Origin of the sequence: Massilia violaceinigra, assembly GCF_002752675.1 — a bacterium.
GTDB classification, from domain to species: Bacteria; Pseudomonadota; Gammaproteobacteria; order Burkholderiales; family Burkholderiaceae_D; genus Telluria_A; species Telluria_A violaceinigra.
In genome coordinates this window covers 5,502,474-5,521,059 of sequence record NZ_CP024608.1, presented here as the reverse complement: position 1 = coordinate 5,521,059, position 18,586 = coordinate 5,502,474, and the positions used below count along the sequence as shown (strand labels likewise).

Genomic DNA, 18,586 nt, shown 5'->3' with positions numbered 1-18,586 from the left:
AGGGCAAAAACGACGATAATGTCGACTCACTCAATTTGAACACTATTTTAGAATTCCCCAATGGAAATTAAGGTCAACTTTCTCGATAAGCTTCGTCTGGAAGCCAAGTTCGATGATTTCACAGTGGTCGCCGACCAGCCTGTGCGCTACAAGGGCGATGGCTCCGCGCCTGGTCCGTTCGATTACTTCCTGGCCTCATCGGCTTTGTGCGCGGCTTACTTCGTGAAGTTGTATTGCGTAACGCGCAATATTCCTACCGATAATATCCGCCTGTCGCAGAACAATATCGTCGATCCGGAAAACCGTTATCAGCAAATCTTCAAGATCGATGTCGAGTTGCCGGCGGATATCTCTGATAAAGACCGCCAGGGTATTCTTCGCTCCATCGAACGTTGTACGGTGAAAAAAGTGGTACAAGCCGGGCCCGAGTTCGTGATCAACGAGGTGGAGAATCTGGACGCCGATGCCCAGGCGTTGCTGACCTTGAAACCAGCGTCCGAGGCGAGCACTTATATCGAGGGCAAGGATCTGCCACTGGAGCAAACCATCGCCAATATGTCCGGCGTGCTGGCGGGTTTGGGCATAAAGATTGAAATCGCTTCATGGCGCAATATCGTTCCCAATGTGTGGTCGCTGCATATCCGCGATGCGCACTCGCCGATGTGTTTTACCAATGGCAAGGGATCGACCAAGGAAAGCGCACTGGCGTCGGCCTTGGGCGAGTTTATCGAGCGACTCAATTTCAATCATTTCTATGGCGGCACGTTCTGGGGCGAAGACATCGCCAACGCGGCGTTCGTGCATTACCCCGACGAGCGCTGGTTCAAGCCCGGCCGCAAGGATGCGCTGCCGGCTGGCATTCTTGACGAGTACTGTCTGCAAATTTACAATCCCGATGGCGAGCTGCGTGGCTCGCATCTGGTCGACACCAACTCCGGCAATGTGGAGCGCGGTATCTGTTCGCTGCCGTACGTGCGCAAGTCGGATGGCAAGGTGGTCTATTTTCCGTCCAACCTGATCGAAAACCTGTACGTCAGCAATGGCATGAGCGCCGGGAATACGCTGGCCGAAGCGCAGGTGCAATGCCTGTCGGAGATTTTCGAAAGGGCGGTCAAACGCGACATCCTGGAAGGGGAAATCGCCTTGCCCGATGTGCCGCACGAGGTGCTGGCGAAGTACCCTGGCATTCTGGCCGGCATTGAGGCATTGGAAGAGCAGGGCTTTCCAGTGCTGGTGAAGGATGCGTCGCTGGGCGGGGCGTACCCGGTGATGTGCGTCACCTTGATGAACCCGCGCACGGGCGGTGTGTTTGCCTCGTTCGGAGCGCATCCAAGCTTCGAGGTGGCGCTGGAACGCAGTCTTACGGAATTGCTGCAGGGTCGCAGTTTTGAAGGTTTGAACGATTTACCTCGCCCCACCTTTGTCAGTAACGCCGTCACCGAGCCCAATAATTTCGTTGAACACTTCATCGATTCCAGCGGTATCGTGTCGTGGCGCTTTTTCAGTGCCAAGGCCGATCATGGTTTTGTTGAGTGGGATTTTTGCAGCCCGGGTCAGAACGCCAATGCCGAGGAGGCCGCGACCTTGTTCGGCATTCTCGAAGGCATGGGAAAAGAAGTGTACATGGCAGTGTACGAGAATCTAGGCGCCGCAGCCTGCCGCATTCTGGTGCCGGGTTATTCGGAAGTTTATCCGGTGGAAGATTTGATCTGGGATAACACGAACAAGGCGCTGCTGTTCCGCTCCGATATCTTGAACCTGCATTGCCTGGACGATGCCAGCCTCGAAGCACTACTCGAGCGTTTGGACAACAGCGAGCTGGACGAATACGCCGATATCGCCACCTTGATCGGGATCGAATTTGACGAAAATACGGTTTGGGGACAGCTGACAACGCTGGAGCTGAAGCTGCTGATCCATCTCGCCTTACAGCAATTTGAGGAGACGAAAGAGCTGGTGGAAGCCTTCCTGCAGTACAACGACAACACGGTCGAACGGGGATTGTTTTACCAAGCCTTGGATGCCGTGCTGGAGGTGCAGCTCGATGACGAGCTGGAGCTGGCCGATTACGAAGTCAATTTCCGCCGGATGTTTGGCGACCCTCGTATGGACGCTGTCATCGGGTCGGTGGACGGTAGTGTGCGTTTCTTCGGTTTAACGCCGACGAGCATGAAACTGGAAGGGCTCGATAAGCACGAACGTTTGATCGACAGCTACAGGAAAGTGCACACCGCGCGGGCCAATGCTGCGGCTAAATCGTAAAGATTCTTGGTAACGCCGTATTTTCCGTCAGGCGCAAACGAGGCGGGCGAGGGCGGATAGGGCGGGGCGGCCATGCGTACGTTCAAGCTGGCTGTGCCCCGGGAAATTCTTATGTTGGCCAGGCCTTGGGGGCGGAATGATAGCCGGCTGGTCAACTCATCCAAGAAAGAGCAATCCATTTCATCTGGTCAAGGATGTCGGGAATCTTTACATATAGTTCATCGAATTTGCCAAGCGCCGATGCAGGTCATTGAATACGTTAATGATTTTCGATAGGCATGGATATTGCTAAATATCAAATGCAAATTGATCAACCTTGACAAAGAATTCATATGAAACGCTTATTGCTCGCAACATTGCTGTCGGTCGCAGGACTGAACGCCAACGCCATCGTCTTGACATTCGACGACATCAACGAACTTTACCCCGGCCTCGAACACGAGCCCATTCCAACCCCATACCACGGCTTCCAGTTTAACGATCCCTCGCACTGGATCAACACCGTCGATTCGCCCTATAACTATGGCGCGCACAGCGGTAAATTCACCCTGTTCAACCTCTTCGGCGGCCCGATCGCCGTCATGATGCAGGACCGTTCGGATTTCACACTTGGGGGCCTGTGGGCGCAAACCTGGGACAAACAGGCCGACCGTACAGGCTTCATTCGCGGCTACCAGGACGAGGTGCTGGTATTTTCGTCACGCGTCGACCTGACCTCGAGCTTCAGGTATTTTTCCGGCTACACCGGCAAGCTTGATTCGCTGGTACTGGACTTTGGCGACCACTTCCTGGTTGACGACCTGGAGCTGACCGGTCCATCCGTCGCCGCCATTCCGGAACCCGGTTCGCTGGCCTTGCTGGGCCTGGGCCTGGCCGGTTTTGCCGCCGCGCGTGGCCGCCGCCGCGTCAGGCAAGCATGACCGTGAATGGCTGTGACGTTCGGCGACCTCCTTCATGAAGGCGCAAACCATGCTCAAACCGTCAGTACCCACGGGCCTGACGACCGGGTAAAGGAGAGTAACTGGACATGACAAAATTTCTCATTTCGTTCCCTGCGAGTGCGATGGATGTTCCTGCCGAGGACATGGCAGCCGTCAGCGAGGCGTCGCGGGCCGTGATCCGCGAGGCCAAGGCTGCCGGGGTCTACGTGTTTGGTGGCGGCATCAACGCCGGGATCGGGTCCCGGTTGGTTGCACCGGACGGTAGCAGCACAAGCGAGACCTACCGCCAGACTCGCGAGTTCGATGGGGGCTTTTGTGTGCTTGAGCTCCCGTCAAGGGACGTTGCCGTTCAATGGGCGGCCAGGCTCGCCACGGCTTGCCGCTGTGCACAAGAGCTGCGCGAGTTCCACTATGACCCTGAAAGCTGACCATTTTTAGTTATAGGCCAGAATTGGCGCGCAGCGCAGCATTGGGTGACGGCCGTTTGCATGCCTTCTCATCACGTTAGGCGATCAACATGTCGACTGCGGCATGGGCGGCGATGGGAGATTTACGCTCCGCTCAGCAACTTGGGCCTCACGGCACCGATGATTGGATCGGTCCGGCTGGGTTTGCCAGTTTCGACATGGCCAGCGAGCCGGCGCAGCCATTGCGCATCGGCGTCGCTGGCTACGCTCAGGTCATACCATCCATGACTGGCGCCGAGCACGCAATCGACCGCCGTCGCCTGGCCGGCCGCCACTGTGAAGCTGCGCGCCGCGGTGCCGTAGGCATTGTCGGTCAGCGTGAACATGCAGGCGCACGCGCCGTCCAGGTTCGACAAGGTCAGTTTGACGTTGCCGTTGACCGTATCGCAGGCCGCTTGCACTTCGGGCTTGGCGGAGTTGACGGTGACTGCCGCCAAGCTGCCCCTGAAGTCGCGCAGGAAGCCGTTCGGGCCGTTTACGCTCAGTTCATAGCGGTCCGTTGGCCAGCTCCAGGCGTCCTGATCGATCCGCTTGCCCGCTTCGACCGTGTAATACCAAGGTCCGCCTGCGCGTTCGCGCGAATACGCGATGAACGCCACGCCCGCGCTGCCGGTGTTGTCAAACGCGAGCACAAGCTGCTTGTTGCTGCTCACGCGCGCCTGTACCTCCACCGCATAAGGCAAGGCGCAGGCATGGCGTGCGCCGCTCGCCGCCGGATACGGCTCCTGCCTGGGCAGCACTTGTACTTTAGGCGGCCTTGGTGTTGGCTTGCCAGTCACCAATTTATATGTACTGGACTTGGGAAGCGAGGAGGGCCAATTGCTGTCTGGGGATGCGAACTCGAAGGCCGAGCTCAGGTCGCCGCACACCGCGCGGCGCCACGGCGAGATCAGCTCGCAGCTGACGGCGGCGCGCTCCTTACCCAGCCCAGCCACCAGCCACTCTTCCAGGAATCGGATCTGCGAGGTATGGTCGAATAGTTGGGAGCACACCCGTCCGCCCTTGCTCCACGGAGAAATCACGAGCATCGGCACACGCGGGCCGAGCCCGACCGGCACCGTATTGTAGGTCTCGAAAGCGCCGACGTCGGCCAGCGTGGTCCTGCCCATGGCCGGCTGGAGCGGCGCCAGGTCGGATGGCACGTGGTCAAAAAAGCCGTCGTTCTCATCGTACATCAGCAGGAACACTGTCTTCGACCAGACTGCGGGATTGGCCACCAGCGCCGCCAGCAAGCGCGCGGTTAAGTTCTCGCCAGCATTGGGCGAGTTCGGCGAATGTTCGGTAAACTCGTTCGGCGCGACAATCCACGCCACTTGCGGCAGGCGATTGTTGAGCACGTCGTCGGCGAAGCAGTTGAGCAGCCAGTCGCCTTTGGTGCCGACGCGGTTGGCCTGGGTCGAGCCCGGCGCGATCATGCGCCCCTTTTGGTACAAGGCCGACGTCGGGGACAAGCGGCTGCCGTCGGCATTGACACGGAAATTGCGGAAATAGGCAAGGTAGTTGTCGCCGTAGTTATCCCATTCCTGGTACACCTTCCAGCTGACATTGTTCGACTCCAGCACCTCGGCATAGGTGCGCCAGTTGGGCGCGCCACTGGTTACGCTGGCCGAGACATTGTCCAGCGCGGGGTCGTTGTTGTAAAAACCGGCCTTATCGATGTTGTAGAGACTGCCCATGCTGTCCATCCAGCCCTGGTTACTGCCGGTCAGCGAGTACAGGCGGTTCGGATCGGTGGCGCCAAAAACCGAGCAATGGTAGGCGTCGCAGATGGTGAAGGCGTCGGCCAGCGCGTAATAGAAGGGCAGGTCGCCGCGGTCGAAATAGCCCATCGACTGGGCGGTTTTTTGTTTGACCCAGGCATCCCAGCCTTGCCAGGCCACTTGCGAGCCCTTCCAGTGGTGGTCGGTGCCGAGCGATAGCGCACTGGTGTTCCGGGTGTCTAAGTGGAATGGCAACACGTAGCCGCCGCTCGCATCGGGCTGGTACCACACTGGTTTGCCGCTCGGTAGCGTAATTGCACGCGGATCGTCAAATCCGCGCACCCCCGCCAGGCTGCCGAAATAGTGGTCAAAGGCGCGATTTTCCTGCATGAAGATCACCACATGCTCCACGTCGGCAATCGTTCCCTTGACCTTGTTGGCCGGTATGGCCAACGCGTCGCGTATCAGCCCGGGAAAAGCCGCGCCCGCCAAGGTGGCGCCGGCCGAGGCCCCTGCAAACCTCAAGAATTTCCGTCTTCCTTCGTGGTTCATCGTTTTTTATCCTTTCGGCTAACGGTGAGGTTCGGAAATACTCGACGTGTTTACTACTACCCGTTCTTGGACCTTGCCAGCATCAGCCAGGAGCCGTCAAGGCCAGTCCGGCCGATTTATGCATATTGCATAAAGAATTGTGCACAAAGGCGCTTTAAATAGATGGTAAAATGACAATTATTGAAATGGGTCCCTCACACCGAAAGCGACACGCCGATGATCAAGAGCACCGAGGATCTGCGGCGCTGGTTCCTGCAGAGCGGGGTGGCCTCTCCATTGGACCTCTGCATTGGTCCATTGCCACGTTCGAAAGCCGCTTTGGGACGCTGGCCTAGCGGCCATGCCGAACATGTGGTCCGTTCCATGAGTCCGCATCCTGGGAGTTATCGGCTTTCCCTCATGCTTTCTCCTATGGAGGCACGGATCTGGGCCGGCAACAAGCCGGTCTGGGGTGGCATGATCGCTGCGAACCGTTTTCGGATTTCCCCGCCTGGTGAAGGTGGCCAGTGGACCCAGATGAGCGCTTGCGACATCGTCAATATCTTCATTCCGGTCGATTTGGTCGATCATCTCGGCGGCCTGCGCGATGACGCCACCAGCAATAAATTGGTGGCCAACGTGTTTGTGCAGGACCGGATCGTGCTCGACCTCGTGCATAAAATGCTCAATACCGCAGCGATGGCGGGACAGCTTGCGCAAGAGGCGTGCGACGGCTTGATCACTGTCCTTGTGTGTTATTTGCTTGAGCACTATTCCCAGCCAAACAGCTTGCCCGAGAGGAGCGGCCTCGGCGGCAGCAGGCTGCGCAGCGTGCTTCGGCACATTGCGCAAAGTTCGGCCGAGCCGGTATCGAATGCCGAACTTGCCGCACTGTGCGGCATGAGCGAGGCTCACTTTTCACGCGAGTTTCGGCGCGCGGTTGGACTGCCGCCACACCAATACATGATGAAGCTGCGCCTCGAACGGGCCTGCGCGGCGCTACTTGCGGAGCAAGCGCGCGTTCTGGATATCGCGCAGGAATGCGGCTTTACCAATGCCAGCCATTTCTCTCGTGCATTTTCCTCGCAGTACGGAATGTCGCCCACGATCTTCCGCCAACAACACCGAACCGCAACATGACCATTTAAATAATATTGCTTGGCCACGCTTCGCGTTACAGCAGCAGTTTTATGCAATATGAGCAGGATTGAAGGCGCGACGTTTCCAAAATGGAAACAAACTCCTTGTTCGAAAACAATAAACTCGAACGAGGACGACAATGAAACTACTCACATCTTTATCGCTCACCTTGGTGGCCCTGGCAAGCCTGACAGTCTCGGCACAGGCGCAAAATATCTCCCTGCGCGTGAGCGTCAGCGAAGGGCGAACCGGCGTCAATTTTGCGCCGATTCACGCCGAAGTGGGTGAGTTTGCGCTGACCCCGAGCCTGCCCGGCCACGCCCAAGGCCAACAGTGGCGCGTCGTCGCACGCAATGCCGCAGGTACGGTACTGCATGAAGTGGCGATCAAAAACACCCAACAAAGGCACATTGAAGTATTCAATCCGAAAACCGGCGCCATTGATATGTCGCGCCAGGTGAAGCAAGCTGACGGCGTTTTTGAGGTGTCCTTGCCGTTTAACGCGGAAATTGCCAGCGTCGACGTACTGGCGCCAGCGTCGACCAATGTGGGCATCCAGGCCGTTACCGCACCGCTGGCAAAATTCGACCGCGCGTCACTGGAAAAAAAGGTGGGCGCCAGCAAGATGATGCGCACCCAGAGCATGGCCGCCGCGGCGCCAGCGGCGAGCGTCACCACGGTCGTCAACACTGGCCCGTCCAACGCGCGCATGGACTATGTGTTCATCGGCGATGGCTATACCGCGGCCGAAATGAGCAAATGGCAAGCCGATGCGAAGAAAGTGATCGACGGCTTCATGGCCGATCCTTTGTTCGCCGCCAATCGCGCCAACATGAATGTGCGCCGCGTCGATATCGCGAGCAATCAATCCGGGGTCGACGAGATCGATAAAGGCATCTATCGCGACACCGCCATGGATGGCGAATTCTACTGCTATAACATCGAGCGCCTTCTGTGCGTCAACGAGACCAAGGTGTATAACATTGTCGGCTCGGTTCTTGCTCCGGACCAGCGCGACGTCATCGTCGTCATTTCCAACTCGACCCGCTACGGTGGTTCGGGCGGGGCGATCGCCACCGCGTCGATGAACAGCGCGTCGGTCGAAGTGGCGTTGCACGAAATCGGCCATACCGCATTTGCGCTGGCGGACGAGTACGAAGGCGGCACATGCGGCCTGAGTTCCGAGCCAACGGAAGGCAATGTGTCGATCAACCGCACGCGTAACGTCAAATGGGGCAGCAAGATCGCCGCCGCCACGCCGGTACCCACCACGGCCGGTAGCGTTGCGAACGGCACGGTAGGGGTTTTCCAAGGGGGGCGTTACTGCTCGAACGGTATCTACCGCCCAACCGAAAATTCACGTATGCGCACCCTCGGTTATCCTTGGCATGCAGTCAATGAAGGACTGGTGAAGACGGTGTTCGGCAAGTATACCGCCGTTACCCAAACCGGAACGCTGGGCAGTGGCGGCATCGCCTACGCGCCAAACACAAGCCCGGGTTACATTCAAGCGGGCAATGGCACCTACAACGTGCAGTTGACCGGACCGGCCGGCGCCGACTTCGATTTGTCCCTCTACAAATCGCTGAGCACCGGCTGGAGCAGGGTCGCGGTCAGCCGGGGCAACACATCCAGCGAATCGATCAACTATGTGGGAACCGCAGGCTATTACTACATAGAAGTGAAATCGTACTCGGGTTCCGGAAGCTACACCGTAAAATACTCCGTCCCGCCGAAGTGAAACTGGCGCACGCACGCTTGGTCCATGCCCGGATTCGGCATGGACTACATAGCGTGCCGGCGCGCGATCAGAGCTTGGCGCTGAGCGTCACAAACAGTTGGCGCGGCGCGCCCACCAGCAAGGTCTGGAAACTGCGGCCCGGGTCGGCGGCAAGGAAACCGTTGGTGCCGACCGTGCTGTAGTAGCGCTTATTGAGTACATTGGTCGCGCTGATCAGCAGTGTCACGTCCTTGAACGTGCCGAATGATGGCATCCGATAGCCCGCCGACAGGTTCAGCACCCAGTACGCAGGCACCAGCGCGTCGTTCAGGAAGGTGTAGTAGCGTTTGCTGGTGTGTTTGGCCAACGCGTGCGCGGACCAGGGGCCATCGCCGTACGAGAGCTCGGTATTGAACATGGTCTTCGGCGTATCGACCACCTGTTTGCCGTTCGCAGCGACCAGGGTCGCGCCGTCCAGATAGTCGGACTTGTAGGTCGAGTCGCTGTAGGTGAAGGCGTTGAACCACGTCCAGTACCGCGCCAGCGTCCACACCATGGCCGTTTCGACGCCGTTGGTGTCGACCTTGCCGACATTGAGAAAGCTGCTCGGGCAGCCGAGGATGCCGCTGCAGTTGGCTACCGTGGCAAGACGGTCCTTGAAGCGGATCGCGTAGACAGCGAGCGAGCCGGCGATGGCGCCCTGTTTGAAGCGGTAGCCAAGGTCGAGCGTGCTCGAGGTTTCCGGCTTGAGAACCGGCGCGCTCAGGTCGAACGCCGTCTGGTTCTGCGAAAACGGTCCGCCCGCGCCGGGATTGAAGGCGCGCATATTGTTGGACATCGAGGCGAAGACTTCCTGGTCCTTGTCGATATCGTATTGCAGGCCGAACTGTGGCAGCACGGACTTCGACGAGGTCAGCGAGCCGGCCGCACGGGTGCCGAGCGGCGAGACGGTAGCGATGGCCACCTTGGGTGATTTGAGGCCAAGATTGACTGTGAGCGCGCCGTCGCACAGCGTGATTGTGTCCTGCAGGTGGAACTGCCTTGTTTTGGTCGAAAAATCCTGGATGAAGCCGGTACTGATGGGATGATGCAGGAACCGGGCCGAGTTCTCGCTGCCGTCGGCCGCGTAGAAGTTGCGCGTCACCACATGATTGTTGCGCTCGATCCAGATGCCCGCGTCGACCGCATGCGCCCCCACATCCCACAGCAGATTGACAGCGACGCCGTTGCGGCTGATGCCATATTCCGAGGTGCGGATCGAGATCGGTTCGCGCGCCGACGTGGGAGAGTAGGGGGTGTACCAATGTCCCTGGCCCTGATGGGAGTGATGGTAAACGGTGCTCTTGAGCGCGACGGCGCCGCTTAGCCGGGCGTCGAGGGTGGACCCGCTCAGCGTGTCGCGGCGCAATCCGCGCCCCAGGTAATAGGCATCGTCCAGGGTGGTGACGCCGCCGCTATAGACGCCGTTGGCCGCGTTGACGGCGCGTTGCCAGTCCGGCGCATAGTTGTCCCAATCCCAGCCCAGGCGCGGCGTCATTTCGAGCGACATGTCCTGGTAGTCGGTTTCGAGGCGATCCGAGTAGTTGTAGAAGACGCTGAGCCGGTGCGCTCCGATACGGTGGACCAACTTGGTGTTGAACTGGTCCAGGTTTTGCGGACCATGGTCGCCCTTCCATTTGTGCGCGCGCTGGCGCATCAGGCTGGCATAGGCCTTGGTGCCGCTCGCCAACACGCCCGTGTCGAGGCGCGCGAAGCTGCGATAGGTATGGCTGCTGCCGATCGTCTGCGCGCCGCTCACGCCGACGGCCTCGTTCGGATCGGCGGAAAAGAACTGCACGGTGCCGCCGAGATTGCTGATCGATGCGGTGCCGACGGCGCCGGCGCCTTGCGACACCGTCACGCGCGCGATGTTCTCCGCCGTGATGGCGCGGCTGATATGGAGTCCGCTGCTATTGGCGTAAGCCATGTCCCCCAGCGGCACGCCGTCGAGCGTATAGCCGATCTGGTTTTGGGCGAAGCCACGCATGCTGAATGTGCTTGACCATTCGTATGTGCCAAAGGGATCGGCTGACTCGAAGTGCACGCCCGGGAGTTTTCCCAGTGTCTTGAGGGCATTGGTTCCCGGCAGGGTATTGGCCAGGTCGTCGCGCGTGATGTTTTGTACCTGGCGCGTCTGGCCGGCCCCGAAGATCGTGACGATCGGCCCGCTATCTTGCACTTGCTGCGCGCCGGCACATGTGGCCAGGCTCAGCAGTGCCGCCAACTGGGCTGCCTTGATAGGGAGTCGGTGTGACATGTGCATTTCCTTCCGTGAGGTGAAGGAGCGGGCCGGAGAAGGGCGGGCTTGCTCTTCACTATAGCCATATGCTTGATGCATGGCAACGGTAGCGCGTTGGGGTTGTGCGGGTACAACGGCGCCGATACAAACGTCGACCTGAAGGGCGGATTGACTAATCGGACTGAGAATGAAGGACGGCAGACGCAACACCTACACTACGGCCTAATATTCGCATAATCTATATTATGTTAAATAAATGAGTTGGGAAACGCCGTCGTCGACTCTTCTGTCCGAATAGCTCAGCAGGCCAATGCGCCTGTTCCAGATGACGTTTCAGTCCCAATCACGCCCGGGCTTGTTTCGGCCGCATCGATGCACGGAAGCTGCGCTGGCGGCTGCCGGCTGCCCGCTGCAACGCCACGCCAACCCCGGCGGGCCAGGATGCTGCCGGGTTTGCCAGTTGCGCTCACGAACGGGCTGCAAGTGCGCTCTGACCGTCCGATCACTACCGAGTCAAAATGGTCGCACGGTCGCCATTCCATCAGCGCTGGCATCAGCGTGGACATGCTCGAGAATCAAGCGCATCACACCGACCTGGTCCGCGCCAAACTTTGCTGCAAGGGTACGCTCGAACTGCACATGGAAGCGATGCGCCTCGGCCATTGCCGCCACGGCGCGCGGCGTCAATGCGAGGCGCTTGCTACGGCCGTCGCCGGGTTCCTCATGGCGTTCGACGTAGCCCTTGGCAACCATGTCATTAATTACCTTCAAAGCACCTTGTGCGGTAATACCCAGCGCCGACGCCACCTGTTTGAGGCTCTGAGGCTGGGCTTCCAACAGGCGAAATACGTACCCGAAGGACGATCCGAGATCGTCAAATCCCTTTTCCGCCAGACGCTTGTGCAACTGGATCTTGAACGTGCCGAAGGCCACGTTCAGCAGGATGCCGAAATCCGTCATCGCTTTTGTCGACATTCAATTCACCTAAGCTTATAATCTTAGGTGAATTATATAACAGGAGCCATCATGTCTTTCATTGCGAGCACCGAAGCGCCAACCTTTAAGCTGCATGGCGCCTCGTTCACCGGCCTGGCTTCGCCCAGCCGCGGCGCGACCGAAACCGCCGTCTGGATCGTCACGCTCGATTCCGGCACGCCAGCCACGCCTCACCAACTCACGCGCGAAGAGATATTTGTCGGCCTGGAAGGCCACGCCACGGCAAAAATCGGAGATCAATCGTTCGAAGTCACACCGGGCAGCGCCCTGGTCGTGCCACCGCACACCATGTTCACGATTACGAACTCGGGTGCGACCCCGTTCAAGGCCGTCGCGGTCCTTCCGGTCGGTGGACAAGCTGTGATCGCCGGCCAGCCGGCGTTTACTCCGCCTTGGGCCGCGTAAAGCATGTAAACGAGCCAGTCGCGCCGCCCGGCACGCCGGCCAGGGCGAGCGAAGTGCGCCTCAGTACATCGCTCGCCATATCCGGATCCATGTGCGGCCGCCCCAGCACCCAGTTTGCCAGCAGGTGGCCACCGCCTCGTCGCCCAAAATCGAAGGTAATATTTTAAATCGACAATATAACGGGTAATGTCGATTTAAATGGATGGCATGACGGTGTTTGCCTCACTGTCGACCCCGCCAGTTTTTCTGCAGTGTCTCGAAAACGCCAGTGGAAATGGTGACAGAAATTCCGAGCTCTTCCACATCGTACTGAAGCTACCAACCATTTTCCGCATCCGCCACCTTCGCCCATGCCAAGCGCGGGATGGACAGAGGCCAGTCCGGCCCCGGTCTGTTTCCTGATCAGCCTGGCTGGCGTTCGCCGCCCCGCTTCTGCGCCGCTAGCAGATATCGAATGCCGGATGCGCGCAAGGTGCCAGACCGGCGTTTCAGCGCCCTGCCTCGATCGGAAAGCGCCAGACGCAACCATGTCAGGCCTCTGCCCTGCGCGGCCGTTTACCGGAAAAGCCAATCGTCGCGTGGGCAATTTTGTCCCAGGCGCCAAAGTGGTACGCAATCCTCCCCCGGGGATACGCCAGGACGGTCAAGGCGATACCGAGCACGTTGGATGGCATGCGCGCGTCCGGGTTCCCAGACGAGCTGCAAGCGCTTGACATGGGGCCTGAAGCACTGCGCAGGCTGCTTGCGCGGGCGCGCTATTTCACGATCAAGCGTTCTTTACCTCGCGTACGCCAATGACACGGCGCGTCACATCGAGGGCACGCTGTACGTTTTGAGCGGAGTCGACGAATTCGCTCAACTGGACAACGCCACGAAAAGTCTCGACCTGCACGTCGCGGGCCTTGACGTCCGGATCGCCAGCGAGCGCCGCTTTCACCCTGGCGCTGATGGCCGTATCCTCGATGGCGACACCGACGGGCCGGGCGGTGGGTTCGGAAGCACATCCGGCTGCAAGGGCAACGAGCATGGCGCTGATTGATGCCGCGTCGCGATCGGGCCGCCAGGCCCGGCTCGCGCCCGGCTCGCGCCCGGCTCGCGCCCGCAGAGCGATTACAGGGCGCCCTTGCCGATCGCCGAGGCAATGATTTCGTCGTGGCGCTCGTTGTCGGTCTTGTGCAGATACGCCGCCGTGGTCGCAATGTTCGCGTGCCCGGCCGTATCCTGCAGGGTTTTCAGCTGCACGCCGTTGTTGGCATGGTTGGTCAGCATGCTGTGGCGCAGCCAGTGCGGCGATGCCTGCCGCAATACCGAGGCCGTTTCGGTATCGCCCTGGGCCGCGGCGGCCGATGCGGCGGCGCCGAACACGGCTTTCAGGGCTTGCGCGGCGGCTTCGTCGGTGATGCGCGCGCGTTCAATACTGCGGCTCGATAACACCAGCGGCGTGCTATCGCCCCGATGCGTCTGCGGCAGCAAGCCGAACGCATGGCGGTAGTCGCGAAACGCCGCCAGCATTTCCGGCGGGACCGGCAGGCGGCGTGGCTTGTTTCCCTTGCCCATGACGTCGAGCCACCAGCGCCCGTTCCCTTCGGTATAAATCGCCCCCATGCTCGCGCTGACGATTTCGTTCAGGCGCGCGCCGGTATGGGTGAACGCCACCAGCAGGAAACGGTCCCGCTCGCGCTGCTTGAACGCCGACAAGGTAGCCGCATCGCGTGCGCTGACGGTGGCCAGCGCCAGGGCGATGGCATGCGGCGTCAGGTAGCGCGTGATGCGGCTGGCGCCCGGCGCCTTGACGTTCTTGACCAGGCGGGCCGGATTGCGCCGCATATAGCCGGTCTGTTCGGCGAACGCCAGTAAACCCTTGACCGCGATCATCGCCTGGCGCCGGCTGGCGTCCGACAGCGGCCCCGTAAACGGCCGGTAGCGCGGATCGCTGCGCGGCCATTTGGTCGTTGCCACCCAGTCGGGCGGTGGATTTTTCAGGAATTCCTTGTACAGGTTCAGGTCCGCCACACTGAGCTGGTGAAATGACCTGCCCGCTTCCTCGCGGCACCATGTGAGGAACCGGAATAGTTCCTTTTGCGTGTTGGCGATCGATTTTTCGCTCAGTTCCCCGTGTGCGATGAATTCGCGGGCAATTTCGCTGTCGGTGCTGGCGTTGGTGATGGCGTCGTCGGCCACATGGAAAATGCCGATGTCCGGGCGCTTGGTGTCGCTGGGCACCGGACCGTTGCGCGGCACCGGTTCCAGATTGATCGGCGTGAATTTGTGCATGCGGAAAGTGTCGAGTACTGTATTAACGTACAGTATAGCATCTGTAACAACTTAACGCTGGCCCGGGCGCACCTGGCGTAAACACGATTTCCCCTGGCGTAGCGCTCTTCCAACACTTCACCGCAAAAAACCGCCGCTGTAGCTGGTAACGTTTCCAGATTGCCATATTCGCATGTTATAAAGATGCAAACAGGAGGCGGTGCAATCACAAAACCGCACGACGGCGGGGCTGCCGACGCTGCCTGGCCATCAAGAGAAGCATGCCGGCCGGTCCAACCCGGCTGCATCACTTTAATGAAGTCCGACAACCACGAGGTAAACATGAGGTATTCAACATCGGGCGCGCCGCGCAATGGAGCGACGCCGGGACAGTTGCGCAAGCTGTCGGCCCAGGGGCTTCCCCTCGCGCTGACACTGCTGCTGGCCGCCTGCGGCGGCAACGGCGGCGGCGAGTCCCCTGCGGCCGCCCAAGGCAGCATGGGCGGCACGTCGCGCATGGTCGCCGGCGCCGCGCCGACTGCGGAAGCCGCACTCACGCCGCTTGGCGCCAGCGCCAGTTCGGCCGAGCGGCCTGACCTGGCGGGCACGGCCGCCATCGACCACAATGAGAACACGCGCTGGGCCAGCGGCTTTTCCGACGCCGAATCGCTCACGCTCGACTTCGGCAAGTCCGAATTCATCAGCCGCGTGCGCATCGACTGGGAAAACGCTCACGCCAGCCAATACCTGCTGCAAGTGTCGGACGATAACACCAGCTGGACCACCATCCGGACCGTGGACAACAGCCAGGGCGGCACCGAGGACATCACCGGATTGAACGGCAAAGGCCGCTATCTGCGCATGCAGGGCGTCAAGCGCTCGACCCAGTACGGCTACTCCATCTTCCAGATCCAGGCATTTTCCGGCGCGCCGGTGGGCACGAACCCGGTACCTGTCCCCGTTCCCGCGCCAAATGAACCCGGCCAGCCGGGCGTCGCCATCAAGCCGGTCGCGGCCAGTTCCTCGCCGGTTGAGAACCAGGGCATGTCGGCCGCCATGACGATCGACGGCAAGGCGGCGACGCGCTGGGCCAGCAGGTCCGAGGACGGCGCCTGGATCGAGTTCGACTTCGGCGCCAAGACCCAGGTCGGCTACATGAAGCTGCTCTGGGAAAACGCCTACGGCAAGCAGTACGAACTGCGCGTGTCGGACGATGGCCAGAACTGGACCCAGGCGCGCAATGTGAGCAACGGCCGCGGCGGCACCGAGGAATTCTTCAACCTCGGCATCAACGCCCGTTTCATCCGCCTGCAGGGCGTGGCGCGCGCCACCCAGTACGGCTACTCGCTGTTCGAGGTGGAGTTCAAGACCCCGGGCAGCGACAACACCGTGCCCGCGTCCGTCACCTCGGCGCATCCCTTCCCCGCCAACGGCAATGGCCTCACTCCCCTGCCCGCCTCGGCCGAACCGCTCGAAACGCTGCAGTTCACGCTGCCCGACGGCACCCTGGTCACCCGCTTCGGCGCGCGCGGCCTGGCCCGCCACGGCCGCGAGCGCGGCGAGGAGTGGAACGAGATCGGCCAGGGTCCCAACGAAACGGTCGACCCGGCAACCGGCCTGGCGGTCGATAAAGGCCCGGGTAATTACCTCACTTTCGTGCCGCAATACTTCAAGAACCGCACCTGGGGCGTCGAGATCATCGACAACAGCCGCGTGGCCGGCGTGACCAAGCCGCAGCTGATCGTCAACCAGTACACGCAGACCGACTTCCTGTCCGGTGGCGTGGCCTTTTTCCGCGCCTTCGACCGCCCTGGCGTGACCGGCTACGGCTGGATGAATCCCGGCGAACTGGTCGACCGCAGCGTGGCCCAGTGCGCGCCGATCCCCTACCCTGCCAATAGCAAGCTGACCAGCGTCAACGGCATCAACGGCGCCTGCACCCTGCTGGTCAAAGGCTACCCGGGTCATGGCGGCATCGATGCGAATGGCATGCCGAATGGCAAGAGCGTCGCGGGACGTCCGTTGGTCGCCGGCGACATCATCGAAGTGTCGCCGTCGTTTTTCTCGACCAGGGAATCGATGGCCGCGAAGGGCGACACCGGCGGCATCCGTTATTACTCGTACGAGTGGGTCTACGTGGTCGGCGCCGGCCTGAAGCCGTGGTATGGCGTGCAGCCGCGCCTGAACTCGGTGCCGCTGCCGGAAGAAACCTTGTCCGGCGGCCAGGGATCGATCTCGTACAACTACACCGACAACGGCCTGTTCATGTTCCAGCAGCCGCATAACAACGTGGGCATGCAGAACATGCAGCGCTTTGTCGAAGGCCGGCGTCTGGTGCATACGAATTTCCTGACAGGCGAGCATAACGAGCCAGGCAACGACCGCTACCTGCCGGCGGTGGGTCTGCAAGGGCAGCGCTATAACCAGTCCGCCTGCATCGCCTGCCACGTCAACAACGGCCGCAGTCCGGCGCCGAGCGCGCTCAACCAGCGTCTGGACAGCATGTCGGTCCGCGTTGCCTCAACCAGCCCGACGGGCCAGCAACTGCCGCATCCGCTGTACGGCACGGCGGTCCAGATGAACGCCGTATCGCCCACCGGCAGCGCCCAGAGCTGGGGTACCGGGGTGCGCGTGGCGGGCTTCGAGACCCGTTCGGTCAAGCTGGCCGACGGCACCATGGTCGAATTGCGCAAGCCCACGCTCGGCTTTGAAGGGCCGGTGCCGGACGCCTTCTCGCTGCGCGCGGCCCAGCCGATGATCGGCACCGGCTTGCTCGAAGCCATTCCGGAAGCGGACATCCTGGCGCGTGCGGCCCAGCCGCAGGACGCCGACGGGGTCAAGGGCACGGCCAACTTCGTGTTCGATCCGGAAACCGGTGCGGTGCGCCTCGGCCGCTTCGGCTGGAAGGCATCGAAGGCGACCTTGCGTCACCAGAGCGCCGACGCGCTGCTGCTCGACATGTCGGTCACCTCGCCGCTCTATCCGAACCGCACTTGCGGCGCCAATCCGGCCGGTTGCGCATCAGGCGGAACGCAAAAAGGCATTCCTGACGCCGACCTGAAGTCGATCGCGCAGTACCTGGCACTGGTTGGCGTGCCGGCGCAACGCAGCGTCGCCAGCGGCTTTCCGAAGGGCGTGGCGCCGCTCGACGAACACCGCGTCGACGCGCAGCAGGTCAGCGCCGGCGGCAAGCTGTTCCAGGGCATGCGCTGCGCCGCCTGCCACACCGTGCAGATGAAGACCGGCGCCGGCCATCTGTTCGCCGAGCTGCGCAACCAGACCATCCGCCCTTACACCGACATGCTGCTGCATGACATGGGTGCGGGACTGGCCGACAAGTTTGCCGAAGGCCAGGCGAAGGGCAATATGTGGCGTACCGCGCCGCTGTGGGGCATCGGTTACACCGACATGGTCATGGGCAAGAACGGCAAAGCCGGCTACCTGCACGACGGCCGCGCGCGTAACCTGACCGAGGCGATCCTGTGGCACGGCGGCGAGGCGGACCGCTCGCGCCAGCGCTTCGAAAATCTGTCGGCGCAAGACCGCGAGGCCCTGCTGGCATTCCTCAAGTCGCTGTAAGTTGTCGCACACGTGGTAAATGAAACGGGCGCCGGATAGCATGCCTACCCGGCGCCCTTTTTGTCACCGCTTATGTGATGCCGAGCCACGCCAGCCGGTTCCCGACAGGGGCGAATCGGTTATAATGTGGCTTGGGTGTCCACACGTTCGTGTGGCAGGTTTTGCGATGGTCGGGCCGCCACGCGGCTTTCTGACGACCCATGACCCCATCTTCCCTCTCTTTCCAGCTTTTCTCTCCGCCTGAGCGGTGCATCCTTGCACGCCGCGTGCTTCATCTCGCTCGTCCAGATCCCCGCTTTTCCTGATCCAACCAC

11 protein-coding genes and 2 pseudogenes are annotated in these 18,586 nt (G+C 60.9%); 7 read left to right on the top strand and 6 right to left on the bottom strand.

The genetic code is table 11. The features are described from left to right. Positions 1-60 precede the first annotated feature (60 nt). The 3 genes from CR152_RS23800 to CR152_RS23790 all read left to right on the top strand — a co-directional run bounded on the left by CR152_RS23800 (position 61) and on the right by CR152_RS23790 (position 3,631). On the top strand, positions 61-2,262 hold the full coding sequence (locus CR152_RS23800; RefSeq protein WP_099879140.1) for an OsmC domain/YcaO domain-containing protein: 2,202 nt from the start codon (positions 61-63) through the stop codon (positions 2,260-2,262). 332 nt (positions 2,263-2,594) lie between these two features. After that, the gene (locus CR152_RS23795) at positions 2,595-3,182 is read left to right on the top strand and encodes a PEP-CTERM sorting domain-containing protein (protein ID WP_099879138.1); all 588 of its coding nucleotides are present in this window, start codon (positions 2,595-2,597) and stop codon (positions 3,180-3,182) included. A 107-nt stretch (positions 3,183-3,289) separates the two neighbouring features. After that, positions 3,290-3,631, top strand: coding sequence for a YciI family protein (locus CR152_RS23790; RefSeq protein WP_099879136.1), 342 nt, complete (start codon positions 3,290-3,292; stop codon positions 3,629-3,631). A 122-nt stretch (positions 3,632-3,753) separates the two neighbouring features. On the opposite strand, the gene CR152_RS23785 is transcribed toward CR152_RS23790, so the two are convergent. Continuing rightward, a complete protein-coding gene (locus CR152_RS23785) occupies positions 3,754-5,922 on the bottom strand; it encodes a phosphocholine-specific phospholipase C (RefSeq protein ID WP_099879134.1) in 2,169 nt (722 codons plus the stop codon). Positions 5,923-6,138: 216 nt separating this feature from the next. On the opposite strand from CR152_RS23785, the gene CR152_RS23780 reads away from it, so the two are divergent. Both CR152_RS23780 and CR152_RS23775 read left to right on the top strand, forming a co-directional pair. Then, positions 6,139-7,041, top strand: coding sequence for a helix-turn-helix domain-containing protein (locus CR152_RS23780; protein WP_099879132.1), 903 nt, complete (start codon positions 6,139-6,141; stop codon positions 7,039-7,041). Between the two features lie 172 nt (positions 7,042-7,213). After that, the gene (locus tag CR152_RS23775; RefSeq protein ID WP_229413559.1) at positions 7,214-8,782 is read left to right on the top strand and encodes a M64 family metallopeptidase; all 1,569 of its coding nucleotides are present in this window, start codon (positions 7,214-7,216) and stop codon (positions 8,780-8,782) included. A gap of 67 nt (positions 8,783-8,849) precedes the next feature. On the opposite strand, the pseudogene CR152_RS35090 reads toward CR152_RS23775, so the two are convergent. The 3 genes and pseudogenes from CR152_RS35090 to CR152_RS23765 form a co-directional block, all read right to left on the bottom strand. Next, positions 8,850-10,241: pseudogene (locus tag CR152_RS35090) on the bottom strand (TonB-dependent receptor domain-containing protein); the annotation flags it as partial. Between the two features lie 372 nt (positions 10,242-10,613). Beyond that, positions 10,614-11,057 (bottom strand): annotated as a pseudogene (locus CR152_RS35085) (TonB-dependent receptor plug domain-containing protein); the annotation flags it as partial. Positions 11,058-11,552: 495 nt separating this feature from the next. Beyond that, the gene (locus CR152_RS23765) at positions 11,553-12,014 is read right to left on the bottom strand and encodes a MarR family winged helix-turn-helix transcriptional regulator (RefSeq protein ID WP_099879126.1); all 462 of its coding nucleotides are present in this window, start codon (positions 12,012-12,014) and stop codon (positions 11,553-11,555) included. A gap of 51 nt (positions 12,015-12,065) precedes the next feature. On the opposite strand from CR152_RS23765, the gene CR152_RS23760 reads away from it, so the two are divergent. Further along, entirely contained in the window at positions 12,066-12,440 is a 375-nt protein-coding gene (locus tag CR152_RS23760; RefSeq protein WP_099879124.1) for a cupin domain-containing protein, read from the top strand. 766 nt (positions 12,441-13,206) lie between these two features. On the opposite strand, the gene CR152_RS23755 is transcribed toward CR152_RS23760, so the two are convergent. Further along, a complete protein-coding gene (locus tag CR152_RS23755; protein WP_099879123.1) occupies positions 13,207-13,467 on the bottom strand; it encodes a BON domain-containing protein in 261 nt (86 codons plus the stop codon). An 83-nt stretch (positions 13,468-13,550) separates the two neighbouring features. Next, complete coding sequence (locus tag CR152_RS23750) at positions 13,551-14,714, bottom strand: tyrosine-type recombinase/integrase (protein ID WP_099879121.1); 1,164 nt, start codon at positions 14,712-14,714, stop codon at positions 13,551-13,553. 321 nt (positions 14,715-15,035) lie between these two features. Here CR152_RS23750 and CR152_RS23745 point away from each other — a divergent pair, with 321 nt between their 5' ends. Continuing rightward, positions 15,036-18,272: a di-heme oxidoredictase family protein gene (locus CR152_RS23745; protein WP_099879119.1), complete on the top strand. Its 3,237-nt coding sequence runs from the start codon at positions 15,036-15,038 to the stop codon at positions 18,270-18,272. Positions 18,273-18,586: the final 314 nt, after the last annotated feature.

Coding starts and splice junctions, on each gene's coding strand:
- CR152_RS23755 (WP_099879123.1), bottom strand. CDS start 13,467: ATGCTCGTTGCCCTTGCAGCCGGATGTGCTTCCGAACCCACCGCCCGG.
- CR152_RS23745 (WP_099879119.1), top strand. CDS start 15,036: ATGAGGTATTCAACATCGGGCGCGCCGCGCAATGGAGCGACGCCGGGA.
- CR152_RS23760 (WP_099879124.1), top strand. CDS start 12,066: ATGTCTTTCATTGCGAGCACCGAAGCGCCAACCTTTAAGCTGCATGGC.
- CR152_RS23795 (WP_099879138.1), top strand. CDS start 2,595: ATGAAACGCTTATTGCTCGCAACATTGCTGTCGGTCGCAGGACTGAAC.
- CR152_RS23800 (WP_099879140.1), top strand. CDS start 61: ATGGAAATTAAGGTCAACTTTCTCGATAAGCTTCGTCTGGAAGCCAAG.
- CR152_RS23750 (WP_099879121.1), bottom strand. CDS start 14,714: ATGCACAAATTCACGCCGATCAATCTGGAACCGGTGCCGCGCAACGGT.
- CR152_RS23765 (WP_099879126.1), bottom strand. CDS start 12,014: ATGTCGACAAAAGCGATGACGGATTTCGGCATCCTGCTGAACGTGGCC.
- CR152_RS23785 (WP_099879134.1), bottom strand. CDS start 5,922: ATGAACCACGAAGGAAGACGGAAATTCTTGAGGTTTGCAGGGGCCTCG.
- CR152_RS23790 (WP_099879136.1), top strand. CDS start 3,290: ATGACAAAATTTCTCATTTCGTTCCCTGCGAGTGCGATGGATGTTCCT.
- CR152_RS23780 (WP_099879132.1), top strand. CDS start 6,139: ATGATCAAGAGCACCGAGGATCTGCGGCGCTGGTTCCTGCAGAGCGGG.